The following is a 16,577-nucleotide window of genomic DNA, read 5'->3' as shown; positions in this document are numbered from 1 at the left end:
CCGGGCCGCCCGCAGCGGGCCCGCGAGCGCCTCCGTCACCCGGCCAGCGAGCACGTTCCGCCCCGGAGCCGCGGGCACGTTCCTCACCGGGCCGCGAACCGGTAGCCGAAGCCGCGCACGGTCTGGATGTAGCGGGGGTCGCGCGGTGGTTCGCCCATCTTGGCGCGCAGCCGCTTGACGCAGGCGTCCACCAGCCGGGCGTCCCCGTGGTAGCTGTGCTCCCAGACCGCCTCCAGCAACTGCTGGCGGCTGAACACCTGGCCGGGCGAGACCGACAGCGTCAGCAGCAGCCGCAGTTCGGAGGGGGCGAGGGCGATCGGCTCGCCGCGCAGCGCGACGGAGAGCCCGGCGCGGTCGATGGACAGCTCGCCGTAGGTGTCGATCTTCGGTATGCCAGCCCGGCCGCCCCCGGCCGCCCCGCCGCCCGCCCGGCGCAGCACCGCGCGGATCCGCGCCTCAAGCACCCTGGCCTGCACGGGCTTGACCACGTAGTCGTCGGCCCCCGACTCCAGCCCGACGACGATGTCCTCGTCCTCGCCCCGCGCGGTCGCCATGATGATCGGCAGCGTCTGGTCGAGGGCGCGGATGCCGCGGCACACGTCGAGACCGGGCATCCCGGGCAGCATCAGGTCTAGCACCACGACGTCCGGCCGGAAGGTGCGCACCCGCTCCAGACCGGCCTCCCCGGTCTCGACGGCGGCGACCTCGTGGCCCTGACGGCGCAGGGCGAGCGCGACCCCTTCCCGCACGGCCCGGTCGTCCTCGATCAGCAAAACGCGTGGCATGGGCCCAGTATCACCAGGTCAGCGGCGGACCCAGCGGTTTTGTTACCGGATGATCACATAAACCTCCACCGCCAGCTCCGTTATCGGTTCGTTATCGTCCGCGCCAGGTCCGATCACATGACGATCACAGCCTGGCCATCATGAGCACCCACAAAGCGCCCCCCGCCCGTGGCCGTCGTAGGAGCGGCGGCCCCGCACCCGCCCCCGTCCGGGACGCCTCCGCACGCCATGCCGCCACGCGCGGGCGGAGACTGCCGCTGTGGGGCGGCGTGGCCGCGCTGACCGTCCTGAGCGCCGCGGGCCTGGCCGCGGTCGCCTGGACCCCCTCCGACCCGGACACCCCCCGCGCCGAGTCCCCCGCCCCGCCGGAGCGGCAGCGCGACCGGACCACCCCCACCGCCTCCCGCGACGACGACCCCTCCCCGTCCGCCAGCCCCTCCGACACCGCGCCCGCCGAGTCCGACATCCCCCGCACCGGCCCCGGCACCTTCACCACCGCCCCCGGCACCAGCGCCAAGGTCGGCACCGGAACCGCCCTGCGCTACCGCGTCGACGTGGAGGACGGCCTCGACCTGTCCGCCACCGACGCCGCCGGACAGATCGAGCGCATCCTGGCCGACCGGCGCGGCTGGACGGCCGACGGCCACTCGGCGTTCCAGCGGGTCGCGGACGGTCCCACCGACTTCGTCGTCCGCATCGCGACCCCCGGGACCGTGGACGACATCTGCGGACAGTACGGCCTCGACACCGGCGGCGAGGTCAACTGCAACGTCGGTGACGACGTGATGGTCAACCTCAAGCGCTGGCTGCTCGCCACCCCCGTCTACGCCGACGACGTCCCCGCCTACCGCGCCCTGATCATCAACCACGAGGTCGGCCACTTCCTCGGCCACGGCCACGTCACCTGCCCCGGCGAGGGGCAGCCCGCGCCCGCGATGATGCAGCAGATCAAGGGAATGCACGGCTGCGCGCCCAACGTCTGGCCCTACGACGAACACGGCAACTACCTCACGGGCCCCGCCGTGCCCTGAGCGGTCAGCCGTCGCCGTCCACCAGACCGGCGACCTGTGACCGCACGACCTCCCAGGCCGCGGGCGGTGCCTCGCCGAGGGCCGTGCCCCGCAGCTCGTCGAGGGCCGCCTCGGCACCCGCGGCCACGTCCGCGCCGCCGCTGAGCACCTCGTAGCCGTCGCGTACGGCGACCCGCAGCCGGTCGCCCGTGCCGTTCCCGGCGTGCCGCGCCGAGGCCACCACGAGCGGCGGCGGCCCGCCCGGCTCGCCGGGCAGCTTGCGGTAGGCGGAGGCGACCGGCGTCCGCCACCGCAGGCCGAGCAGCACCGGGCGCTTGGCCACCACCTCGGCGAGGTCGGCCTCCTGCACGCCGTCGGCCTCCAGCACCGTCGCGCGGGCGTCCAGGGCGAGCGCCGCGGGCAGCAGACAGCGCAGCGTGCTGCCGACCAGGTTGCCCCCCACCGTCGCCGCCCGGCGCACGGCACCGGTGCCCACGCCCCCGGCGGCCAGCCGGAGCACGTCCGGCACCCGGTCGTCGATCCGGTGCAGCGGCACGGCCCCGCCGACGGCCTCCGGCTCCAGCACGCCCGCCTCCGGCAACTCCCGCAGCGACATGGCCAGTGCGGGGAAGCCGTCCCGCTGCCAGGTGGCCCACACGAGGGTCGCCCCGCCAACGGGTATCGCCCCCTCGGCCAGGCACTCCTGCGCTTCGGACACGGACGTGGGCAGACGCAACAGCACGGCGGCCACCTGCCTTTCGGTGCGGCGGGACGTTTCGGCACGGCGGGACGAGGGGCGCGCGACCCCTCCGAAGGGCGCGCGGCCCCTCCAACGGGCGGGCGGCCCCTCGGTCAACCGCCCGCCGACAGGGGAGTCTCACCGCCCGCCGGGGGGGCGCGTGCAGGGCTCACGCAAGCACGCCCCGCACGCGCGCCGCCACAGACCCGGCCCGGTGACCAGGTCAGACGGCGGGTACCTCGTCCACGAACGACGTGCCCGCACCGCGGTACCCGGCGACCTTCGCGGCCACCTGCGCCGGGGTGAGGACCTGGTCCTTCACGTGCAGGACGTAGTCCACGCCCTGGTCGTAGGCGCGCGCCGTCGTCGACGTCTGGCCGTTCAGGTCGATCAGCCACTGGTTGAAGTTGATCGACATCGGCCGCTCCGGCAGGTACGCGGCGTCATGGGTGCCGAAGTGCTGCCCGTCGACGTAGTAGGTGATGGCGCTGTTGTCGATGGTCACCACCAGGTCGTGCCAGCCGGTGAAGCTCCGCCTGCTCTCGGTGTGCTGGTTGACGGCCTGCCAGGGGTCGGGGTTGTAGGTCTCCCAGGAGGTCGTGTAGAGGATGTTGGACGGCTCGCCCCAGCCGCCGTTGGGCAGGTACTCGAAGTCGTACTCGGCGTAGTCGTCCGCCATCGGCGCCTTGAGGTCGTTGATGGTGAAGAACGTCTGCACGACGTGGTCGCCGTCCGGGCCGTACTTGGGCGCGTCGGGGAACCGGACGCGGGCGGCGTAGGTGCCGTTCTTGAACTTCGTCGCCTTGGTGAGGACCTCGGTGTGCCGGGTGGAGGCGCCCGTGCCCGCGGTGGAGGTCTCCAGGTTCATCACCGAGTTGCCCCCCTCGGTGGTGAAGGTGACCTTGGACGGGTCCCAGGTCGCGCCGGGCACGCCCGGGCCGCCCGCGTTGGCGCGGATGTTCCAGCCGTGCGCGGAGACGGCCGGGTCGGTGTGGGAGGTGTAGCCGAAGTCGTCGAACAGGGTCTGGCCGCCGCCCGGCGGGTCCGTGGGGTCGGTCGGATCGGTCGGGTCGTTGCCCGCGGGCGCCGTGCCCCACACGGTGGCCCCGGCGAGCTGGGCGGTGACCTTGTTCCAGTCGGCGTACGACGTCTGGGCGCCGTTGAAGGAGTAGTCGTCGCTCTGCCGCAGGGTCTGCCAACTGGACTGGTAGAAGCGCAACTGCATGTCACCGGTGTCGGTGCCCGGCGCCAGCGACCCGGCGGCCGAGGTGAAGCCGATCTCCAGGTAGCGGTCGGCGGTCGCGGTCGGGTTGCTCAGCGTGCCGAACGTGCCGGTGATGGCGGCGCAGCCGCGCACCGCCCAGGAGCAGGCGAAGCGGTAGCTGGCGCCGGGCGCGTCGGCCTTGAAGTAGTACCGGACCTTCACCTGGCTCAACTGCACCGGGGCGGTGCCGGTGTTGCGGACCTTGAGCCAGGGTTCGCTCTGGTCGGCGGTGGCGCCGCTGGCGCTGGTGCGGTACTGCACGGCCAGTGTGCCGTCGGCGGCGGCAGCGGTGCCGGACGGCAGCGCGAAGAGGGCGGCGCTGCCGAGGAGGGCCGTGAGGGCCAGGGCGGAACGGGCGCGCGGTCCGGTCGGACGGGTTCTCATCCGCGGGTTCCTTTCACTTCGGGGGGAGGGCTCCCGCTCGCTGTTCGCTGCGGGAGGGTCGTGGGGGAGTGACCGAGTGCGGGACGCCGAGCGCGTCGAGGCGCCCCCGGTGCCCGGCCAGCCGGGCGCCGAAGTCGTCCCAGTCGGCCGTGGGGTGCCAGACCCGCTCGGCGAGGGCGCACAGCCGGGGGAAGGCGAGGTACTCCAGGTGCGCGGCCGTGCGGACGAACTCCGTCCACAACTGGCCCTGCGCGCCGAGGATCCGCGCCTCCGCGGAAGCGTCCGGGGGCGCGAGGCCGAGGCCGTACACCGTGCGCAGGTCGACGACCTGGCCGGGCTGGGCGGGCGGCTCCAGCGGGCCGGTGGAGCGCGCGTAGTCGAGGTAGGTGGTGCGGTGGTCGGCGTACACCACCTCGTGCCCGCGCCGGGCGGCGGCCCAGGCGTGCGCGGGGTCGCGCCAGCTCATCACCGTGCACTCGGGTGGCAGTGTGGTGTCGGTCTCGGCCCAGGCGACCGGCCGTCGGCCCGCCCGGACGACGTGGTCGGCGATCCGCGCCAGGAACCAGCCGTGCAGTTCGTGCGGTCCGGACAGCCCCTCGCGGAAGGCGCGGGCGATCGCGGCGGGGCTGCGCTCCCACTCCGTGGTGGGGCACTCGTCGCCGCCGATGTGGACGTACGGCGAGGGGAAGATGTCCGTCACCTCGTCCAGGACGGTGCGGAAGAAGTCCAGGACGTGGTCGCCGACGCCGAGCACGTTCTCGCACACGCCCCAGCTCGTCCACACGTCGAGCTGGCGGGCGGGGTCGTTGCCGAGTTCGGGGTGGGCGGCCAGCGCGGCGCGGACGTGGCCGGGCAGGGAGATCTCCGGCAGTACGGTGACGCCGCGCCGGGCCGCGTAGCCGACCAGCTCCGTCAGTTCGGCCCGGGTGTAGGAGCCGCCGTGCGGGCGCCCGTCGAAGCGGTCGCTGCCCGCGGGCCCGCACATCGACTCGGTCCGGTGTCCGCCGACCTCGGTGAGCCGGGGGTAGGCGGCGACGGGCATCCGCCAGCCCTGGTCGTCGGTGAGGTGCAGGTGCAGCACGTTGAGCTTGTGCAGGGCCAGCAGGTCGACGTAGCGGCGCAGGTAGGAGGCGGGCTGGAAGTGCCGGGCGACGTCGAGCATGGCGCCGCGCCACGGGTACCGGGGCCGGTCCGTGATCTCCACGCCGGGCAGTTCCCAGCGGTCGGCGGGGTGCCGGGGCCCGGCGGACAGCGCCCGGTGGGGGAGGAGCTGACGGAGGGTCTGGACGCCGTACAGCAGGCCCGCCGGGCGTGCCGCGCGCAGCAGCACCCGGTCGGCGGCGACGGTGAGGGCGTACCCCTCGTCGCCGAGCCGGGGGCCGAGGGCGCTGTCGAGGGCGAGGACGAGGGTGCCGTCGTCGGCGTGGCGGAGCGGGAGCCCGAGGTAGCTGCGCAGCAGGGCGGCGGCCGGTTCCGTGCCCGGCGTGGTGCGCAGCCGGGTGGTGGCGTCGAGGCGGAAGCGGCCGGGGCGGCGGCGCAGTTCGCGGGGGCGGGGGACGAGGGCGAGGTCGGGTGCGGGTCGTGGCAGGTCCACAGAGGGTCTCCGGGGTATCCGTGCGGTCGGCGGACGCGGGTGTCAGCCCTTGACGCCTCCGGACGCCAGCCCAGCCGTCACATGGCGCTGGAGCAGCAGGAAGACGATCAGCGCGGGCAGCGCGAAGAGCGTGGAGGCGGCCATGGTGGCGCCCCAGTCGGTGCCGAACGTGGACTGGAAGGACGACAGCCAGACGGGCAGCGTGCGGCTGTCCTGCTGCTTGATGATGAGGAAGTTGGCGTAGGTGAACTCGTTCCAGGCGGTGATGAACCCGAACAGCGAGGTGGCCATGAGGCCGGGCGCCAGCAGCGGGAACGCCACCCTGCGGAAGGCGCCGAGCCGGGTGCAGCCGTCGACCTGCGCCGCCTCCTCCAGCTCGGGCGGGATACCCGCGATGAAGCCGCGCAGCACCACCACGGTGAACGGCAGTGTGATCATGAAGTAGACCAGGGTGAGCGTCGGCAGCCGGTCGAGCATCCCGGTGTCCCGGGAGATGATGTAGATCGGGATGATCAGCGACTCCCAGGGCGCCATCTGCGCGATGAACACCGCGAGCATGAACTGCCGTCGGCCCCGCCAGCGCAGCCGCGCCACCGCGTAGGCGGCGCCGAGGGCGACGACGAGCGAGAGCAGTACGGCGCTGAGCGTGACGAGGGCGCTGTTGCGCCAGAACAGCGCGAACCCGTCGGCGCCGACCGCCCTGCGGAAGTGGTCGACCGTCCACTCCTCGGGGAGGAGGCGCGGGTTCTCGGACTGGATGTCCCGGGACGGCTTGAACGCGGTCGCCACCATCCAGAACACCGGGAACAGGCAGATCGCCACGGTCACGGCGGCGGCCAGGTTCAGCGGCAGCCGACGCGCGGCCCGGCGCAGTGGGCGCGTCGAGGTGGTCACGGGCGCTCGCCCTCCTGACGGAACAACTGGCGGAAGTAGACGACGAGGACGCCGCTCATCAGCAGCACCGTCAGCATCGAGGCGGCCGAGCCGAGGTCGTAGCGCTGCTCGGCGAGTGCCGTCTGCACGGCGTACACCGGCAGGATCGTGGTGGCGTCGCTGGGGCCGCCGCGGGTCATCACCCAGATCTGCACGAACGCCTTGAACGTCCAGATCACCTCAAGGGACAGCACCAGCATGAAGATCGGCTGGACCAGCGGGAAGGTCACCGAGCGGAACACCCGCGCCGCCCCCGCGCCGTCGATCCGCGCCGACTCGTACAGCTCCACGGGGACGGTGGTCAGCGCCGAGTACAGGGTGATCGCGGCGAACGGCACCGACTGCCAGACGACCAGCGCGACGACGATGCCGAAGGCGGCGCCGCCGTGCGCGAACCACGGGTACTCCTCGAACGAGCCGAACCCGAGCCCGGTGAGCACCTCGTTGACGATCCCGAACCGGGAGTGGAACAGCCACTGGAAGACGGTCGTGGCGGCCACCACCGGCACCGCCCACACCAGCACCAGCGAGCTGAGCACGACCGTGCGGGCGAATCTGCCGAGCCGCTCGACCATCAGCGCGACCAGCGTGGACAGCACCATGATGAGCACCACGTTGACCGCCATGAACACGAACGTGCGCCGCACCACCGCCCAGAAGCGCGGGTCGGACAGCAGCGTCCGGTAGTTGCGCAGCCCCACGAAGTCGGCGTCACCCAGGATGAGCTGCCGCAGCCGGAAGTCCTGGAAGGAGATCAGCACGGCCCTGGCCAGCGGGTACAGCAGCAGGTAGAGCATCCCGAGGACCGCGGGCGCGACCAGGACGTACGGCCAGGGGGAGACCCGGCGGCGCGGGCGGGACCGCGCCACGGTCTCCGGGAGCTTCTCGGCGACCGAGACCATGGTCAGGAACCGCTGTTGAGGGTGGTGGTGATGGTGCGGGACGCCTTGGCCGCCTCGGACTTCGCGTCCCGGCCGGTGAGGACGGCCGTCATGTACTCCTTGATCGGGTTCTTCGCCTCGACGGCCGCCCACTCGGGCGTGTTGGGCGTGGCGTGGCCGTTCGCGGCGCCGACCGCCATCGCCGCGGCGCCGGGGTCGGCGGCGACGGCACCGGCGAGGGTGGTCTTGTTGGGCACGTAGCTCATGGCGACGGCGAGCTTCTTCTGCCAGGTGTCGCCGGTGAGTTCCCCGATGAAGGTGAGCGCCTCGTCCTGGTGCGCGGCGACGGCCGGTACGACGAGGTCGGAGCCGCCGGTGAAGACGGCGCCCGGGGTCGCCGCGGTCTTGCCGGGGATCGGGAAGAAGCCCAGCCTGCCCTCCAGTTCGGGGTTGTTCTGCACGACGACGCCCGCGCCGCCCGGCGTGGAGATGATCTGCGCGACCTCGCCCTTGGCCATCACCTCGGCCTGCGGCGGCTGGGCCTCGTCGGAGTCCTTGGGCCCGTCGCCGAGCGCCTGGAGGCGCTGGTAGAAGGCCATCGCCCGCAGCGCCTCGGGGCTGTCGAGCCCGCCGCGCCACTCGCCGTCGGACGCCCGTACGGCGAGGTCGCCGCCCTCGTCCCAGATGAACCCGGCGAGGGTGTACCAGTTCTGTCCGGGGAGGTAGATGCCCTGCGTGCCGTCCTGGTTCAGCTTGCGGGTGGCGGCGATCCACTGCTCGCGCGTCCTGATCCGTTCGGCGTCCACCCCGGCCTTCTCGAAGAGGTCGGTGCGGTAGACGACGACGCGGTTGGCCGCGTAGTAGGGGATGCCGTACTGCCTGCCGTCGTGAGCGCCGGGTTCCGCGAGGCCCTTCAGCCAGTCGTCGCCGCCGAGCGCGGCGACCTGGTCGGTGAGGTCGGTCAGTCCGCCGCTCTGCGCGTACTGGGCGACCTGGGTGTTGCCGACCTCGATGACGTCCGGGGCGTCGTTGCTGGCCAGGGCGGCGGTGACCTTCTCGCCGATGCCCTCCCACTCCTGGATCTGGATCCTGACGTCGATCTCCGGGTGGGCCTTCTCGAAGCCCGTCTCGAACTCCTCCTGGAACGCGGCCGAGACGCTGTCGCGCATCAGCCACACGTCGAGCGCGGTCCTCCCGCCCGCGGTGCCCCCCGGCTCGTCGCCGGAGGAGCAGGCGGTGAGACCCGAGGCCATGAGCAGGGCGGCGAGCAGCGCGCGGGAGTGGGCTTTCACGGTTCACCTCTGGGATACCTGGGGACGCGGAACCTCTTGGTTGACCAGTTGGCCGCCAAGGGCTTACCAGTTGATGTCGGATGAAGGTGGCATAGACCAATCGCGGCGTCAACCCTCCCTGTGGACAGGGAATTTCGCGGAGGGTGGCGGAGAAGATGCCGGAGTGTGAACTAGACTCTGCTGACCAGCAGACCAGTTGCGGTCAGGGCCATATCAGTGCCGCGCGTACCGCCCGCCGCCCCGACGACGAACGAGAGCCCCTGCATGGAGATCGACGCCACCGCCTCCGGCGCGGTACTCAAACGCGAGCGCGTCCGGGACGCGGTCCTCCAGCTCATCGAGGCCCGGCGCCCCGGCGACGCCATCCCCTCCGAGCGCGCGCTCTGCGCCCAACTCGGCGTCTCCCGGCCCACCCTGCGCGCCGCCGTGGACGAACTGGTCGCCGCCGGACTCCTGGTGCGCGAACACGGCCGGGGCATGTTCGTCGCCGCCGAGAAGATCACCCAGGAACTGGCCCCCGACGCCCACGCCTTCAGCCTCCCCCGGGCCAGCGGCGCCTGGACCAGCCGACTGCTGGAGTTCCGCACCCTCCCCGCGGGCGCCCGGGTGGGCCGCAAGCTCCGCATCTCACCCGCCGCGGAGATCCGCTACGTCGCCCGGCTCCGGCTGGTGGACGGCTCGCCCATCGCCATCGAGCACCTGCACGTCCCGGCCGCCCTGCTGCCCGACCTGACCAGTGCGGAGTTCGAGCAGGGCGACCTGTACGAGCACCTCCAGGACCGGCACGGCGTCCAGGTCAGCGAGGCCGTCCAGTCGATCGAGCCCACCGTCGTCACCCGCGCCGAGGCCGACCTGCTCGACGTGCCGGAACTGTCCCCGGCGCTGCTCTTCGAGCGCCTCACCTCCGACACCCACGACCGCCCGGTGGAGTACGTCCACTCCCTCTACCGGGGCGACCGCTACCGCATCGTCTCCCGGCTGGCGCTCGGCCCGCGCACCCGCCCGGCCACCCCGGGCGAGGGCCACCATCCCGGCATCCCGCCCGGTGACCTGGCCCATGGCGACCCGGTCACGTTCTCCGCGCGGGGGGTGGTGCAGGACGGGCCGTGAGGTGACGCCGGGCGCCCGCTGTCGGTCGGGTGACGCCGGGCACTTACCGCCGGTCAGGGCGGCGGGACCGTGTTAGCGTCCGGCCGTGATCATCCCGGACCTGTTCGGTGACGCCTTCGTCCGCGACCCCTACCCGTGGCTGGACGCGCTGCGCGTCGAGGCGCCGGTCCACCACGACCCCGGCACCGGGCTGTGGCTGGTCAGCCGCCACCAGGACATCCGCCGCGTCCTGCTCGACCCCGACGCCTTCCGCCCCGACAACGCCCAGGACGCCGTCACCCCCCTGCCCGTGCCGGTCCTGCGGGTACTGGCCCGGGTCGGCCTGCGCATCGCGCCCGCGCTCGCCAACAACGGCACCGACAGCCACGCCGGACTGCGCCGACTGGTCAACCGCTTCTTCCACGCCGGACGCGTCGCCACCGCCGTACCGGTCATCGAACGCACCGCCGACCACCTGCTCGCCCCGGCACCGGACCACCTCGCCTCCGGCCGCCCCTACGACCTCTTCACGGCCTACGCCCAGCGGCTGCCCTGCCGTGTGCTGCTGGAACTGCTCGGCATCGGGGGCGTCGACGAGGCGCGGCTGATCCGCTGGAGCGACGCCGCGCTGGAACTGTTCTGGGGCAGGCCCTCGCTGGAGCGCCAACTCCAACTGGCGGAACTGGTCGGCGAGTTCCACCAGTGGCTGACCGTCACCGTGCGCGACGGCTCGGCCGCCGCCGACTCCTTCCTCGGCGCCCTCGCCCGGCACCGCCTGCCCGACGGCACGCCCCTGCCCGCCGAGACGGCGGTCGGCGCCTGCTTCTTCGTCTTCATCGCCGGTCAGTCCACCACCGGCCAGCTCATCGCCACCGTGCTGCGCCGCGCGCTGGAGGAACCCGGCCTCTGGCAGCGCGCCACCCACCCGGAGACGGCCGGGGCCTGGGTGGAGGAGGTACTGCGCCGCGAACCCCCGGTCACGACCTGGCGCAGGACCACGGCACGCCCGGTGCGCCTCGGCGGCGTCGACCTGCCCGCGGGCGCACCACTGCTCCTCCTGCTCCTGGGCAGCGGCTCCGACCCGGAGGTCTTCCCGGACCCGGAGCGGATGTGCCCGCACCGGCCGAACATCCGCCAGCACCTGGCCTTCGGCGCGGGCCGCCACCGCTGCCCCGGCGCGGCCCTGGCCCGCACGGAGGCGACGGTGGCCCTGCGCAAGGCCGCCCACCACCTCCCCCACCTCCACCTCACCCCCGACGTCCCGACCACCCCTATGCTCGGCCTGCTGTCCTTCCGGGCACCGCTGAGCGTGACCGTACGGCGGACCGCCCTGCCTGTGTGATATCGGTCACATTCAGGGGGCTGGCGTCCCTCGCCCCCGTGGCGGCAGGAGGCCGACTGTCAGGCCGTCCGGCGCCCAATCGGACCGGGCGGCGGGCGGCAACCGCCCGTTCACCTTCGATTCGTACGAGCGACACCCTCCCCGCGCCGCGGGGGCGGCGGCCCGCCGCTGTCCCGGCGCACTCCGGTCAGGGACTCCCGGTGATCACGCCGGACAATGAACGGCACCTCCGGAGAGCGTTTTCAAAATGGGGTTCTCCACGCCATCGCCCCCCAGTTCCCGCCGCACCTCTTTGAATTGAAAAATCCGCTCCGCGGGTCGGGGTCCCACCGTGTCGCACGACCAGAACTCCAGCGCCGCCATAGGCCGTTGCCTTATGCGCGGGCGCGGAGAACACTGGAATTCGCACCCGCAGAGGGAGGGAGGTGAAAGACATGGGTATGGAAATGACGATGACCACCCGCTGTGCCATCTCCGTGGAGTGGCACCAGGTGCGAGTGGTCATCGTCGTCATCCTCGTGGTCCTGGGCGTGCTGACGCGGGACCAGACCGGGACGACACTGATCGACCCGCTTCTCCAGGTCATGTGAGGAAGTCGTGATCCCTCACGGGGCGGCTACCGGAAACCGGGGGCCGCCCTTCTCCTTTTCAGGCTAGCGCACCCCGGAACCGACGAGTAGGGAATTGCTCGTGCCGTGCTGGAGCTGCGAATTGAAGACCTGGCGGGATCACACGGAGAGAATTCTTCGAAACGCGGCACCGCCGTATTCATCCGGAGCCCCGACCGGTACGCCCTCCGCCTCCGTCCAGGCATGGAACCGGTAGGGATCGACCGCCGCGCCGAGACACCACACCACGCGTCGTCTGGTGAAGGCCAGGACCACGAGCGTGGCCAGCGACAACTCCAGACAGGCGGCGCGCCCCGGATAGAGCACCGCGGCCCGCCGGACCGCTTCCAGGGCGGCTGTCGCCTGCGACCGGGTCGCCTCCGCGCGGCACCACCTGCCCTCGGTCCACCCCACCACACGCACCAGGGCCCGGAACGGCACGCGGATCAGCAGGAGCGCGACCAGCAGGCCGAGCCCGCCGAGCACCGTGCCGCACACGTCGCGCACCGCGCGGGCCCCGCCCGACCAGGCCCCGTCCGACGGTGCGCCGCCCGGCCAGGCCCGGACGGCCGCCATGGGCACCTCGGCGCCGACAGGCGCGGTGTCCGGCCCCGGAACACCGGCAGCGCCGCTCTTCAGGCTGCCCACGGTCAGCAGCCCCCGGCTTGTGAGCTCGTCGAAGAGCCGCCGGGCGTCGTCGCGGAGCGTTTCGTGGTAGGGCGCCGGGTAGCGGTCCGCCATCACCCGCACCCCGGAGTCGAAGTCCTGACCGCGCCGCCACTCCTGCCACAGCGTCCACGCCGCGGAGTTCATCGCGAAGCAGTGACCGGAGCGGACGTCGAGCAGCACACTGCCGCCGTGCGGGACATGGCTCTCCCACACATGGTCGGGCACGCTCATCATCGTCATGAGGTCTCCTCGTCCCCGTTACGGGTGCGCAGCCACACGTCCACGCCCAGCAGGCGGTTGAGCGCGGGAAACGGCGCGGCGAGCCCGGCCGCCGCCTGGTCGAGCGAGGCGATGACCCGGGACGGCTCCACGACGCCGAGGTCGGCGAGCGGCGTCCGGGCGAGCCGTGCCCTGAGGTCCGCGGCCGACCGGCGGACACCGAGGTAGTCCTCGGCGGCGTAGTCGCCCTTGGTACGCCGCCGCAGCACGGGGGCGGCGACCAGACCGGCGAGCGCGGCGCCGAGCAGCGGCTTGACGGTGAACGGGTCGGCCTTCTCCGGCACCGGCAGGCTCAGACAGGCGCGGACCACCCGCCCGTCGAGGAAGGGGGCTTGCGGCCACACCCCGAACTCCCGTCCCAACTCCACCAACTGGCCGTGCGTCACCGCCGAGTTGTGGAGTTCCGCGAGGACCGCCCGGGTGCCCGGCGTCAGCCCCGTCGGGTGGCGGCGCTCGGCCTCCGCCCGCTCCCGCGCCAGCCCGGCGAGTTCCCGGCGCGCCCGGGTGGTCAGCCAGGCGGCCTCCGGCCCGGGGGGCGGCCACCAGCTGATGGCGTCCGGCCACCGCACCGGGCGTGCCAGCGGGTTCTCCAGCCGCGCCGCCAGCTCCCGCAGCGCCCTGTCCATCGGGGTGTGCGCCAGGCGCAGCGCCCGGAGGGCGACACCTCCCGGGGAGACACGGCGCAGTCGGCCCAGGGCGTGCGCGTCGCGCAGGAGCCGACGCGGCCCGGCCGAGGCGGCCAGGTCACCGAGGGCGGCGGGGGGTGTGGCGAGCAGCGCGTCACCGCCTTCGCCCGTGAGGTGCGCCCTGCCGCCCGCGTGCGCGATGTGCGCGAGGCGCAGCCGCTGCCGCAGCACGGTGGCGGTGGCCGGGTCGGGCTGGTCGGGTGCTCCGCGCGTCTCCATCCGGCGATAGGGCAGCGACGTGCCGTCGCCCCGCGTGACGTGGAGCCGGACGCCGGGCGACGCCTCGGCGTACCGCAGGGCGTGGTCCAGGTCGCCCGCCGAGGCGTCGGGGTGGTGGTAGACGAACGCGTCGAGTCCGTCGGGGGTCTGGGCGGCGGCGAGCAGGGCCAGCGAGGTCGAGTCCATTCCTCCGCTGAGGTCGGAGGTGACCCGGCCCTGGCCACGGGCGCGCAGTGCGACGGCCTCCGTCAGGGCGTCCCTGAGCCGGAGCGCCGCCTCGTCGAACCGGACCCCGTCGACCGGGCCCGGCCTCGTGTACGTCCAGCGGGTGACGGTGCCGTCCGCAGCGACGCGCAGCGCCTGTCCCGGCTCCAGCCGCCGTACTCCGGCGAACGCGGTCCGGCCCTCCACGAGTTCCGGCACCGAGGGACAGACGACGTGCGCGGCCAGCGCCAGCGTGTCCGCGGCGCCTCCCGTCCGCGCGAGGTCGGCCACCGCCGCGGCCCGCGTGGACACGACGGTACGCCCGTCGCGGTGGGCGTAGTGGAGCGGGAACTGGCCCGCGGGGTCGGTGTACGCGGTGAGGTGGCCGCTGTCCTCCGCGACCAGGAGCAGATAGGCGCCGGGCCACCGCGTCAGTCTCTCCCACCGGCCGTCCCGGACCGACCGTTCCAGGTCTTCCCGCATTCGCCGGGGGCTGGCCAGGCACTGTCCCACGGCGAGCAGTCGGGTGCGCCCGCACTCGGTGACGGTCAGCTCACCGTCGTACCAGGAGCCCCAGGACCACAGCCGGTCGTCCGCGGACCACACCCGGTCGGCGGGCTCGGGCGGCAAGGGGCCGGTGGGTGGCAGGAAGGCGGCGATCGCGGGCCCTCGGGGAAGACGGCCGGACCGGGCTGCCGGGGCGGTGGCGTGGGAGGGGGCGGGCATGAGGGCCACGACGGGCTCTACCAGTAGTACTGGGCATTGGCGTCCGCGCTGCCGCTGGGCGAACTCCCCAGGGTGACCTCTCGGACATGGCCGAGGTCGACCAGCGACGGTGCCTCATAGGGAACCGGGTCACCGGGGGAGGGGGAGTCCGACCCCGGGCAGGGTTGCTCCGCGCTCCTCCGCCCGCGCACGAACCGGTCGTACAGGAATGTGGTCAATGTGGCATCCATCATCGGGCCGCCTCAACGTCATGGGCACGACTGCCTTGGGAAATTCGAAAGCCGAGAGACCGTCAGGATAGCGACTGCTCTCTGCGGGCAGGTCGCGAATCGGAAAGGCGTCGGCGACGTGGTAAGGGCAATCGGTACGCGTCCCACCATGAGCCGGTGATCGCTGTTGATGAAGGATAATCACTCATTCGAAGAGAAACGGGGATTCCCCGTCGGTCCCTCCATCTCTTTGAAGAGCGAAGGGGCGAAAACGGGGACTCAGTCGTCGACCGCCCCCGTGGCGGGCGCGTTCTCCCTGCCGCGTAAGCCGAGGACGAAAGCGCCCTGCGCCTCCGCCCTGGTGCCCAGCTCGCTCCGGGTGAGGGCGAAGCCGTTGCCTTCGGCGACCGCGCCGGGGAGGGCGAAGCGGTGCAGAGTCTCCCGGCAGCCTTCCAGCAGGAGGTCGCACTCGGCCAACTGGCCGCCGACCACCACGAGGTCGGGGTTGATGAGGTTGCACAACTGGGCGAGGGACCGGCCCAGCGTGCGCCCGGCGTCATGGACGACCCGCATACAGACGGCGTCGCCCTCCCTGGCCGCCCGGATCACGTCCTCCAACTGCTCGAAGGCCGCGGCGCTGGTCCGGTGGCGGGCGGCACGGGCCTGGGCGATGAGCGGCTCGGCGCCGATCACCGTCTCCAGGCAGCCGCGCCCGCCGCACTGGCACACGGCGCCGTTCGGGTCGACGGTGAGGTGTCCGATCTCCCCGGCCATGCCACCGCCCCCGCGCAGCACGCTGTTGTGGACGATGATCCCGGCCCCGACACCTGTGGACGCCTTCACGTAGACGACGGTCTCCGCGTGTTCCCTGGTCCCGTAGGTCTGCTCCGCCAGCGCGCCGAGGTTGGCGTCGTTGTCGATCATGGCGGGCACTCCGAGGAACGCCTGGAGGTCCTTCGCCGGATCGTCACCCGGCCGCCAGGGGTGGAGGAAGGGCGGGGTGAACGCTCCGGTGCGCGGGTTGATCATCCGGGGTACGGCGATGCCGAGCGAGAACACGTCGTGGCGCCGACGGCCCGTCTCCTCGACGGCGTCGACGATCAGCTCCTTGACGACGGGCAGGGCCCGTTGCCAGCCCCGGCTGACGCCTTCCGCGTTGACGCGGACGGCCACCTCGTCGAAGTCCTTGTCGAGCCTGCGGGCGACGACGGTGACGTGGTTGAAGCCCAGATGGACGCCCACGCCCACCTCGTCGACGGGGGCCAGCCCCACCTTCCCGCCGCGACCCAGCCCTTCGGCCCTGGTGCCCTGGGTGAGCCCGGCCCGGTCGAGTTCCTTCATCGCGGTGGAGACGGTGGCCTGCGACAGGAGGGTGCGCCGTGCGATGCCGACCTGGGTGTCCGCCTTGATCGCGACGGCCAGGAAGACCTTCCTGCGATTGACCCCCCGCGTGGCCGTCGCCGGGAACTGGTCGAAGAAATCACGGACGTCGGTCATCGAGCCCCCCGATCACTGCTCGCCCCCGCAAAGCCTTGTCGGCTGATGCGCACCGTAGCACCTGGATCTTCGATTCGAACGTGGCGTGACTTCGATTAAGTCCCCGCTCTGCGGGGCCGCTAGAACTCCGACGTGGGAATGCGGCAATCACAAGGAATCAAAATTGA

The 16,577-nt window shown here is 72.7% G+C and carries 15 protein-coding genes; 4 read left to right on the top strand and 11 right to left on the bottom strand.

Features of this window, described 5'->3' with window-relative positions; translation table 11 throughout:
• Positions 1 to 83: 83 nt before the first annotated feature.
• Positions 84 to 785: a response regulator gene (locus tag ACFQZ6_RS01415; protein WP_381604489.1), complete on the bottom strand. Its 702-nt coding sequence runs from the start codon at positions 783 to 785 to the stop codon at positions 84 to 86.
• A 140-nt stretch (positions 786 to 925) separates the two neighbouring features.
• On the opposite strand from ACFQZ6_RS01415, the gene ACFQZ6_RS01410 reads away from it, so the two are divergent.
• Positions 926 to 1,816: a DUF3152 domain-containing protein gene (locus ACFQZ6_RS01410; RefSeq protein WP_381604488.1), complete on the top strand. Its 891-nt coding sequence runs from the start codon at positions 926 to 928 to the stop codon at positions 1,814 to 1,816.
• Positions 1,817 to 1,820: 4 nt separating this feature from the next.
• Here the strand turns inward: ACFQZ6_RS01410 and ACFQZ6_RS01405 are convergent, their stop codons facing one another.
• From ACFQZ6_RS01405 to ACFQZ6_RS01380, 6 genes are all read right to left on the bottom strand, one after another.
• A complete protein-coding gene (locus ACFQZ6_RS01405) occupies positions 1,821 to 2,537 on the bottom strand; it encodes an FAD binding domain-containing protein (protein ID WP_381604487.1) in 717 nt (238 codons plus the stop codon).
• 220 nt (positions 2,538 to 2,757) lie between these two features.
• Positions 2,758 to 4,182, bottom strand: coding sequence for a cellulose binding domain-containing protein (locus tag ACFQZ6_RS01400; protein WP_381604486.1), 1,425 nt, complete (start codon positions 4,180 to 4,182; stop codon positions 2,758 to 2,760).
• A 13-nt stretch (positions 4,183 to 4,195) separates the two neighbouring features.
• Entirely contained in the window at positions 4,196 to 5,776 is a 1,581-nt protein-coding gene (locus ACFQZ6_RS01395; protein WP_381604485.1) for a beta-N-acetylhexosaminidase, read from the bottom strand.
• Between the two features lie 42 nt (positions 5,777 to 5,818).
• Positions 5,819 to 6,670: a carbohydrate ABC transporter permease gene (locus ACFQZ6_RS01390; protein ID WP_381604484.1), complete on the bottom strand. Its 852-nt coding sequence runs from the start codon at positions 6,668 to 6,670 to the stop codon at positions 5,819 to 5,821.
• Positions 6,667 to 7,611, bottom strand: a complete 945-nt coding sequence (locus tag ACFQZ6_RS01385; RefSeq protein ID WP_381604483.1) for a carbohydrate ABC transporter permease — start codon at positions 7,609 to 7,611, stop codon at positions 6,667 to 6,669. Before ACFQZ6_RS01385 ends, ACFQZ6_RS01390 begins: the two co-directional genes overlap by 4 nt.
• Positions 7,612 to 7,613: 2 nt before the next feature.
• On the bottom strand, positions 7,614 to 8,843 hold the full coding sequence (locus ACFQZ6_RS01380) for an extracellular solute-binding protein (protein WP_381617977.1): 1,230 nt from the start codon (positions 8,841 to 8,843) through the stop codon (positions 7,614 to 7,616).
• A gap of 303 nt (positions 8,844 to 9,146) precedes the next feature.
• Between ACFQZ6_RS01380 and ACFQZ6_RS01375 the strand changes: the two genes are divergently transcribed.
• The 3 genes from ACFQZ6_RS01375 to ACFQZ6_RS01365 all read left to right on the top strand — a co-directional run bounded on the left by ACFQZ6_RS01375 (position 9,147) and on the right by ACFQZ6_RS01365 (position 11,903).
• Complete coding sequence (locus ACFQZ6_RS01375) at positions 9,147 to 9,992, top strand: GntR family transcriptional regulator (protein ID WP_381604482.1); 846 nt, start codon at positions 9,147 to 9,149, stop codon at positions 9,990 to 9,992.
• Between the two features lie 85 nt (positions 9,993 to 10,077).
• Positions 10,078 to 11,313, top strand: coding sequence for a cytochrome P450 (locus ACFQZ6_RS01370; protein ID WP_381604481.1), 1,236 nt, complete (start codon positions 10,078 to 10,080; stop codon positions 11,311 to 11,313).
• 452 nt (positions 11,314 to 11,765) lie between these two features.
• Positions 11,766 to 11,903, top strand: a complete 138-nt coding sequence (locus ACFQZ6_RS01365) for a hypothetical protein (protein ID WP_381604480.1) — start codon at positions 11,766 to 11,768, stop codon at positions 11,901 to 11,903.
• 138 nt (positions 11,904 to 12,041) lie between these two features.
• Here ACFQZ6_RS01365 and ACFQZ6_RS01360 read toward each other — a convergent pair whose 3' ends face one another.
• From ACFQZ6_RS01360 to ACFQZ6_RS01345, 4 genes are all read right to left on the bottom strand, one after another.
• Positions 12,042 to 12,830 carry a lasso peptide biosynthesis B2 protein gene (locus tag ACFQZ6_RS01360; protein ID WP_381604479.1) on the bottom strand — a complete coding sequence of 263 codons (789 nt, stop codon included), beginning with the start codon at positions 12,828 to 12,830 and terminating at the stop codon, positions 12,042 to 12,044.
• Complete coding sequence (locus tag ACFQZ6_RS01355; protein ID WP_381604478.1) at positions 12,827 to 14,704, bottom strand: albusnodin/ikarugamycin family macrolactam cyclase; 1,878 nt, start codon at positions 14,702 to 14,704, stop codon at positions 12,827 to 12,829. The genes ACFQZ6_RS01360 and ACFQZ6_RS01355 overlap by 4 nt, the downstream gene beginning before the upstream one ends.
• Before the next feature lie 17 nt (positions 14,705 to 14,721).
• The gene (locus ACFQZ6_RS01350; RefSeq protein ID WP_381604477.1) at positions 14,722 to 14,934 is read right to left on the bottom strand and encodes a lasso RiPP family leader peptide-containing protein; all 213 of its coding nucleotides are present in this window, start codon (positions 14,932 to 14,934) and stop codon (positions 14,722 to 14,724) included.
• A gap of 258 nt (positions 14,935 to 15,192) precedes the next feature.
• Entirely contained in the window at positions 15,193 to 16,410 is a 1,218-nt protein-coding gene (locus tag ACFQZ6_RS01345; protein WP_381604476.1) for an ROK family transcriptional regulator, read from the bottom strand.
• Positions 16,411 to 16,577: the final 167 nt, after the last annotated feature.

The organism is Streptomyces flavalbus (assembly GCF_042674625.1).
Taxonomy (GTDB): domain Bacteria; phylum Actinomycetota; class Actinomycetes; order Streptomycetales; family Streptomycetaceae; genus Streptomyces; species Streptomyces flavalbus.
The sequence above is the reverse complement of the archived record's forward strand: the minus strand, read 5'-3'. Positions and strand labels throughout refer to the sequence as shown.

What these genes read in the sequence shown, in the direction of transcription:
- ACFQZ6_RS01415 (WP_381604489.1), bottom strand. Translation starts at nt 785, where the DNA reads ATGCCACGCGTTTTGCTGATCGAGGACGACCGGGCCGTGCGGGAAGGG.
- ACFQZ6_RS01410 (WP_381604488.1), top strand. Translation starts at nt 926, where the DNA reads ATGAGCACCCACAAAGCGCCCCCCGCCCGTGGCCGTCGTAGGAGCGGC.
- ACFQZ6_RS01400 (WP_381604486.1), bottom strand. Translation starts at nt 4,182, where the DNA reads ATGAGAACCCGTCCGACCGGACCGCGCGCCCGTTCCGCCCTGGCCCTC.
- ACFQZ6_RS01385 (WP_381604483.1), bottom strand. Translation starts at nt 7,611, where the DNA reads ATGGTCTCGGTCGCCGAGAAGCTCCCGGAGACCGTGGCGCGGTCCCGC.
- ACFQZ6_RS01380 (WP_381617977.1), bottom strand. Translation starts at nt 8,843, where the DNA reads ATGGCCTCGGGTCTCACCGCCTGCTCCTCCGGCGACGAGCCGGGGGGC.
- ACFQZ6_RS01375 (WP_381604482.1), top strand. Translation starts at nt 9,147, where the DNA reads ATGGAGATCGACGCCACCGCCTCCGGCGCGGTACTCAAACGCGAGCGC.
- ACFQZ6_RS01365 (WP_381604480.1), top strand. Translation starts at nt 11,766, where the DNA reads ATGACCACCCGCTGTGCCATCTCCGTGGAGTGGCACCAGGTGCGAGTG.
- ACFQZ6_RS01360 (WP_381604479.1), bottom strand. Translation starts at nt 12,830, where the DNA reads ATGACGATGATGAGCGTGCCCGACCATGTGTGGGAGAGCCATGTCCCG.
- ACFQZ6_RS01355 (WP_381604478.1), bottom strand. Translation starts at nt 14,704, where the DNA reads ATGCCCGCCCCCTCCCACGCCACCGCCCCGGCAGCCCGGTCCGGCCGT.
- ACFQZ6_RS01350 (WP_381604477.1), bottom strand. Translation starts at nt 14,934, where the DNA reads ATGGATGCCACATTGACCACATTCCTGTACGACCGGTTCGTGCGCGGG.
- ACFQZ6_RS01345 (WP_381604476.1), bottom strand. Translation starts at nt 16,410, where the DNA reads ATGACCGACGTCCGTGATTTCTTCGACCAGTTCCCGGCGACGGCCACG.